Source organism: Dorea amylophila, assembly GCF_025567265.1.
Lineage (GTDB): Bacteria > Bacillota > Clostridia > Lachnospirales > Lachnospiraceae > Dorea_A > Dorea_A amylophila.
Genome location: NZ_JAOQJW010000017.1, coordinates 76300 through 82746, shown reverse-complemented (window position 1 = coordinate 82746; position 6447 = coordinate 76300). Strand labels below are relative to the sequence as shown.

6 protein-coding genes are annotated in these 6447 nt (G+C 37.0%); all 6 read left to right on the top strand.

From position 1 onward, the window contains the following. Nucleotides 1-627 precede the first annotated feature (627 nt). The 6 genes from OCV72_RS11580 (at nucleotide 628) to OCV72_RS11555 (ending at nucleotide 6445) form a co-directional block, all read left to right on the top strand. Nucleotides 628-867 (top strand): helix-turn-helix domain-containing protein, encoded by a 240-nt coding sequence (locus OCV72_RS11580; protein WP_055283959.1) that lies wholly within the window; start codon nucleotides 628-630, stop codon nucleotides 865-867. A 371-nt stretch (nucleotides 868-1238) separates the two neighbouring features. Then, entirely contained in the window at nucleotides 1239-2114 is an 876-nt protein-coding gene (locus OCV72_RS11575) for a hypothetical protein (protein WP_055283957.1), read from the top strand. Between the two features lie 64 nt (nucleotides 2115-2178). Then, entirely contained in the window at nucleotides 2179-2817 is a 639-nt protein-coding gene (locus OCV72_RS11570; protein ID WP_055283955.1) for a DUF1847 domain-containing protein, read from the top strand. Nucleotides 2818-2932: 115 nt separating this feature from the next. After that, nucleotides 2933-3922 carry a LacI family DNA-binding transcriptional regulator gene (locus OCV72_RS11565; protein WP_055283953.1) on the top strand — a complete coding sequence of 330 codons (990 nt, stop codon included), beginning with the start codon at nucleotides 2933-2935 and terminating at the stop codon, nucleotides 3920-3922. Between the two features lie 244 nt (nucleotides 3923-4166). Further along, entirely contained in the window at nucleotides 4167-5489 is a 1323-nt protein-coding gene (locus OCV72_RS11560) for an ABC transporter substrate-binding protein (protein WP_055283951.1), read from the top strand. Between the two features lie 38 nt (nucleotides 5490-5527). Continuing rightward, complete coding sequence (locus OCV72_RS11555; protein ID WP_227079906.1) at nucleotides 5528-6445, top strand: carbohydrate ABC transporter permease; 918 nt, start codon at nucleotides 5528-5530, stop codon at nucleotides 6443-6445. Nucleotides 6446-6447 lie beyond the last annotated feature (2 nt).

The window sequence follows — 6447 nt, the reverse complement described above, 5'->3', positions numbered from 1 at the left end:
AGAGCATTCGGCTGTTAACCGAAGGGTCGTTGGTTCGAACCCAACTCGGGGAGTTAAAGACAGAAATCGATTTGATTTCTGTCTTTTTTCGATATTTCAATATAAAAGCACAAGCCTTCTGCTTATTAAAAAGGAGGTTTGTGCTTTTTATAATACATTATTTCTGTAATTGAATCTTATTATTGTCAACCCGATATTCATACTCTGCGCAGGAATATCCTTTCTTAAAACACCATGAATTTGCAAACAGAACAATCTGATAAGTCGTATCACCGGAAAGTTTATTAACAGCCCGGTGCTTTTTTATAATTTCTTTGCAGTACTGATCCGGTCGAAAGACAATGAAACGATTCGTTACTATATATAGTTCAATTTCTAGCGTATTATCATTGGTATAGACCGTAGAATGCATGACAGAATAAGGTCTGGTTTGAATAAAGGAGAAAAAGAATGCAATGATCAATAATATAGCTAGGATTCGGATAGTTCTTTTTTTCAAGGCAAACCTCCTAAATGGTAATTTCTTACAGTGTATATAAATACATCTATATAAATACAGTGTAAGTTATCACATCTATTTTTTCAACCGAAATCTTAGTATACTTCAGTTATAGGATGGTACGAAAGATGAGTAGAATTAAGATTGAACTGGAAAAGGTATTAAAAGAGAGGAAGATCAGCAAGAATCAGTTATGCTATGCATGTAAGCTGCAGCATACACAGTTAAACAATTACTGTAAGAATAAAGTGGTAAGAGTTGATCTGGCTACAATCGCAAAGATCTGCGATTATGTGGGATGCAGTATAGCGGATATATTGGTGCTGGAGAAGGATGAAGAATCGGAGCAAGAGATAGCGGAAAAGTAAAAAAAGACTACAGATTTTAAACGTGCGATGATTAAAAAAGGAGATTATTATAACTCATTAATAAATGAGTGTAATAATCTCCTTTTTATTGACGAAAAATAGTATACATGATAGTATAAACCCACAGATGATGGTCTATCAGAGAGACTGTCATACATCTTCAAATTTTAAATGTTAATTTTCAATAATTTTTCAGAAATCAGAATCGACAATTCATGACAAATCAACCCTGAATCGGGGAACATTTCTCATAGAAAAGAACTACAAAAAATAAGAAAATAAAAACGGAAAACCATTGTCTGTAGTATAAGTATTTGTTATTATGAAGTAAAGATAGTTTCTCTGTATAGTATTTCCAGAAAGGATACTATATGGCAGATAAAAAACAGAAGAAAGATCTGGCAAATGTCGGAAGTCAGAACATTCAGCAGGAAGATACTGCAATGAAAACCTTGGCGTTGTTCTTCGCAGAAGAATTGTTCCCATTATTAAATATTAAGGGAAAAGTAAAAAGAGTAGCACCTACAGAGATTGTACATTTGGAATTAAAGAAAATGTATCAGGACTTTAATTATGAGATGGAAGACAACTCATGGGTGCATCTGGAATTTCAAAGTACAAATGAAGGTGTGCAAGGCTTAAAGCGGTTCCGAACTTATGAAGCACTGGCAAGCTATCAGTACGGAGTAGCAATTACAACGTATGTACTTTTTTCAGGAAATATTAAGAATCCGATTACAGAGTATTCAGAAGGAATCAATACATACCGTGTACATCCAATTATCCTGCAAGGGAGAAATGCAGACCAGTTACTTGAAAGATTAGAGACAAAGATTCAAACAGGAGAAGAAATTGCAAAAGAAGAACTGGTTGAACTGGCGATGTGCTCTTTGATGGGCGGTGAAAGTTCACAAAAGGAAAGATTTCATAGAAGTTTTGCTGTGATGAGGGAGATAACAGGACACTTACCAATCGACAAAGAGAAGATAGAGGCGGTGATGTATGCAATGGCAGAGAAATTTTTAGATGAAATGGATCTGGAAGAGATTAAGGAGGATTTGAAGATGTGGAAGATTGGGAAGATATTACTTGATGAAGGTCGAAGTGAGGGCTGGAATGAAGGTGCCATTGAAGCAACACAAAAGATCATCAGAAATATGAAAGACAAATTTTCTGTCGAGCAGATTGCCGAAGTGACAGATATGAGTATAAAAGAAATAGAGGATATTTTACAAAGTAAAGCTTAATCTAGAGAATCTGCCAGTGGCAGGCCTCTGTAGATACCAAGGTATACAAAAGGAGAATGAAGAAATGAAAAAAGAAGACATGTCTTGTATTGACTGCGCAGTAAAAAACTGCAACAAAATGGATAAAACCTATCCGGATTTCTGTCTGACAACACATATGGATGAAGAAGTCTTAAATGAAGCAATGGAATGCTACAACGAGGATGACAACCGTAAAGTAACGATTGCTGCAGCTGAAGTAGAGTATGAGAATTACTGCAAACATACCCGTGTCGAAGAAATCATGGATTTTGCAAAGAAGATCGATGCGAAAAAGATCGGGATCGCGGCCTGTGTCGGCTTACTGAAAGAAAGCCGTATCCTGGCAGATATCCTGCGCAGACACGGCTTTGATGTGTATGGTGTCGGCTGCAAGGCAGGAACACAGAAGAAGACATCCGTCGGCATTCCGGAATGCTGCGAAGGTGTCGGTGTGAATATGTGTAATCCGATCCTGCAGGCAAAGCTTCTGAACAAGGCGAAGACGGACTTGAATGTTGTGGTCGGACTTTGTGTGGGGCATGACAGTCTGTTTTATAAATATTCCGAAGCACTGACTACGACAGCAGTGACGAAAGACCGTGTATTGGGGCATAATCCGGTGGCGGCGCTTTATACTGCGGATAGTTATTATTCGAAGCTTAAGAAGAGAGAAGAAGAGTAATATTCTAATTTTGGCGTTTAAAGATACATAAAAATATAACAAAGCGAAAAATGAAACTAGAGCTTGTGTAAATGTTCTGTTATAATAAATTGTTGAAATGAGAGGAGGTGTAAACATGGCAAGTATAAAAGATGTAGCACAAAAGGCAGGAGTCGGTGTTGGAACAGTATCAAGAGTACTGAATAACAGTGGATATGTATCGGATGAGACACGTGAAAAAATAGAAGAGGCTATGAAAAATCTTCAGTATACACCGAATGAACTTGCCAGAAATCTGTATCATAAAAAGAGTGGGATCATTGCTGTTCTGGTGCCAACAGTAGAAATTCCTTTTTTTGCAGAACTTGTACATAATATTGAAGCAGAACTCTATAATGAAGGATTCAAGATCATGTTATGTAATACAGATAAGGCACATAATGCAGAACTCGAATATCTGGATATGTTAAACAGGCATATCGTGGATGGTGTGATTACAGGTGTACATTCCTTAGATGTAGAAGAGTACAAAAAGATAAAAAAACCAATCGTTGCATTTGACCGTTATTTGGGAGAAGATATTCCTGTGGTTACAGTCGATCATAAGGAGGGCGGACGACTGGCGGCGGAAATTCTGCTTAAGAATGGGTGTAAAAAAGTAGTACATTTCAGAGGTGCAACTGCAGTAGAGTCGCCATATCATGAAAGACATTTTGAATTCGCAAGAATTATGAAGGAACAGGGAGTAGAGTGCTTTGATTATGAACTGGCATGGAATAAATTTGATCTGGAGTATTATAAGTATGCGGTAAAAGATTTGTTTGACAGACTGGATGAATGGGAATTTGATGGGATATTCGGAACAGATCTGGTTGCAATCGAGTGTATGAATGAGGTTATCCGAAGACATAAAAAGGTTCCGAAGGATGTAAAATGTGTGGCTTATGATGGAACATATATTACACAGATAGTAGAGCCAAGTGTGACTGCAATCGTTCAACCGATAAAAGAACTGGCAAAAGAGGCGGCCAGGTTAATTTGTGAATTGGTTAATGGGAAGACATATAAAAATGAAAAAGTAACATTGGGCGTATCTGTAAGAAAGGGGAGAACAACAATGAAATAGTAAAAATGCACAAAAATGGTGCGCGAAAATTGATAAAATAAACGAAATGATGAAAAAATGTTGACATCTGAGCAGCTAAGAGTTATATATAGATTATACAAATCAGTCACGTGCACAGCTGAATTTATTTTTTTAACAAACATGGAACGGGTTCCATAAAAAAGAAAAGATGCGGAATTATTTTTTTTAGGAACATGGAACGGGTTCCATAAACAACCATCTACTCATTTAGGGAGGAAAAACTATGAAGAAAAAAAGCTTAAAAAAGGTTACATCTGCAGTATTAGTTGCAGCGATGTCGATGGGACTGCTTGCCGGATGCGGAGGAAGTAAGTCATCAGAAGAAGCAAAAACGGATGCGGACGGGGCAACCGTCATTAAATTTGGTATTCATGTGGCAAACCCAAAAAAACAGGAAACGGTTACTTACAATATTGTTCAGGGATTTAACAAAGAAAATAAAGGAAAATATAAAGTAGAATTCGTAGCAGCTGATACAGAAGCACATTCAAAAAATATGAAACTGGCAGCACAGGATGGAAGTCTTCCGGAAATTGTACATTTAGATTCAGCGGAGGCACCGGAATACAATGAGGCCGGATACTTATTAGATATGTCTGATTTCCTGAAAGAAAATAAAGACATTGATGATGCACTGGATGGTATGGAAGATGCATTCAATGATGGAAAAGTACAGTATGGACTTCCATATCAAAGTAATGTTCAGGGATTTTTCTATAATAAAGATTTGTTTGATAAAGCTGGGATTGCTTATCCAACAGATGATACAACTTATGACGAATTCCTTGATATGATCGCAAAACTGAAAGATTCAGGAGTTACACCAATCGCAATCGGAAGTAAGAACAGTGGATACTCAATGTGGGAGTTCAATGAATTCTTTTCAAGATATGGATGGGAAGATAATGAAAAATCCTATACTGGTGATAAGGCAAAATATTCAAACGATGATATGAATGCATGTTTTGAAAAAATAAAAGGACTTGCAGATGCCGGAGCATTTCCGGAAAATATGGCAACGATCGAATATTTTGACGCAAAACAGCTCTTTGATGAAGGAAAAGCAGCTATGTTCGGAACAGGCCAGTGGGACTGTGGAGAATTTGATAAAAATATCGGTGAACACATCGGATTCTGGTGGGGACCAAAATTTGAGGATTCTTCTTATGAACAGAATATTGCAATGAAAGTTCCGGCAGCTCCGCTGGTAGTAAGTTCAGCGGTAAAAGATAATGATAAAGCAAAAGAAGCTGTGTATGCATTTTTGAAATATTATTATGGAGAAGAAGCAGCAAAGATTTCTTATGAAGGATCCATTTTCCCGGCAACCAATTATGATGGTATTGCAGCAACAGATTCACAGTATGCAATGAATGCAATGATCACAGCACTTGGAAATGGATGGAAAACACCAAAAGCAGCTCCGGACCAGACAGTTACTCCGGCAGTTCAGGAAGCAATGTATGATGCAATATTTGGTGTTATGCAAGGAACATACAGTCCGAAAGATGCTTTAAAAAATATGGATTCGGCAGCAGCAAACTAGACAGACGTTAATATTGGCTGACACTGCATGGGACCGCCATGAAGATTTATCATGGTGGTCCCGGATATAAAGAGGATGAGCGTATGCATTGGTTAAGTAAAAAGAGATACAAGATAGGATTGGTAATTCCGACACTGGTTGTGTATATGGTATTTATTATTATTCCTATTGGAATGTCAATTGGATATAGTTTTACAAAATATTCTGGAATTGGAAAGGCTACATTCAACGGATTGACAAATTATATGAGATTATTTAAAGACCGTTTGTTTTGGATATCCTTAAAGAACACAATGATTATGTTTATATTGGCATTTGTATTGTTATTGTCTTTATCTTTTCTCATTGCTTTGTTACTGAATAATAAATTAAAAGGAGTGGATTTTTCAAAGTCATTAATCTTTTCTCCTGCGATTATCGCACCGATCATTGTTGGAATTATCTGGGTTTATATATTAGATCCAAACATTGGTATTATCAATAATGTTTTGGATGCGATAGGGGCATCTGGTTTGAAACAAAAATGGATAGGCGGCAATACACTGTCTCCGTATAGTATCGCGATTATCTATTTCTGGCAGCAATTAGGATATCTAGTAACGGTATTTATTGCAGGTCTTAAAATGATACCGGGAGAGGTGTTGGAAGCAGTTGAAATAGATGGTGCAAGCTTTATACAGAAGACAATGTATGTCACAATTCCAATGATGAAATCAACGATTTCAACAGTAGCAGTTCTGATCATTACAGGAGTGTTTAAGATCTTTGAAATTGTGCAGCAGACAACAGGAGGAGGTCCAAACCACCTGTCTGAGACGTTGGTTACATATAGTTACTCAATGACATTTAACAGTGGAGATTATGGTTATGGAATGTCTTTGGCTACATTTACATTCCTTCTTTCACTGGTGATCACAGGTATTTATTCAATACTTACAAGAGAAAGAGGTGAATAGGA

Coding starts and splice junctions, on each gene's coding strand:
- OCV72_RS11580 (WP_055283959.1), top strand. CDS start 628: ATGAGTAGAATTAAGATTGAACTGGAAAAGGTATTAAAAGAGAGGAAG.
- OCV72_RS11575 (WP_055283957.1), top strand. CDS start 1,239: ATGGCAGATAAAAAACAGAAGAAAGATCTGGCAAATGTCGGAAGTCAG.
- OCV72_RS11570 (WP_055283955.1), top strand. CDS start 2,179: ATGAAAAAAGAAGACATGTCTTGTATTGACTGCGCAGTAAAAAACTGC.
- OCV72_RS11565 (WP_055283953.1), top strand. CDS start 2,933: ATGGCAAGTATAAAAGATGTAGCACAAAAGGCAGGAGTCGGTGTTGGA.
- OCV72_RS11560 (WP_055283951.1), top strand. CDS start 4,167: ATGAAGAAAAAAAGCTTAAAAAAGGTTACATCTGCAGTATTAGTTGCA.
- OCV72_RS11555 (WP_227079906.1), top strand. CDS start 5,528: ATGAAGATTTATCATGGTGGTCCCGGATATAAAGAGGATGAGCGTATG.